Source organism: Streptomyces sp. P17, from assembly GCF_032436805.1.
In the GTDB taxonomy this organism is placed as follows: domain Bacteria; phylum Actinomycetota; class Actinomycetes; order Streptomycetales; family Streptomycetaceae; genus Streptomyces.
The window spans coordinates 1-247 of sequence record NZ_JAVRBF010001286.1; the positions used below are offsets into that span (position 1 = coordinate 1).

At 42.9% G+C, this 247-nt stretch carries 1 pseudogene; it reads right to left on the minus strand.

Features of this window, described 5'->3' with window-relative positions:
- Window positions 1–247, minus strand: a pseudogene (locus RMT89_RS44700) (hypothetical protein); the annotation flags it as partial.

A 247-nucleotide genomic window follows, 5' to 3' on the forward strand; every position in this document is an offset into this window, starting at 1 on the left:
TTTTGACTCATAGGTATACCGCGAGTTAGGCCTAGTGCTTCAATACCTTGAGGATCATTAAGTAAGAAATTTACTAATTTTGCTGCCGCTTCCGGATGTCTGGTATTACGTCCAATAGAAAACATCATCGATGGACGAGCCAATAAACCAGCATCTTTGGCATTTGGCAGCATTGGATAGGGGCCTAATTCTAATGACATTGGCGGTTGAAGGTTATCCGCGTATTTTTCTACTGCGGTATCCCACA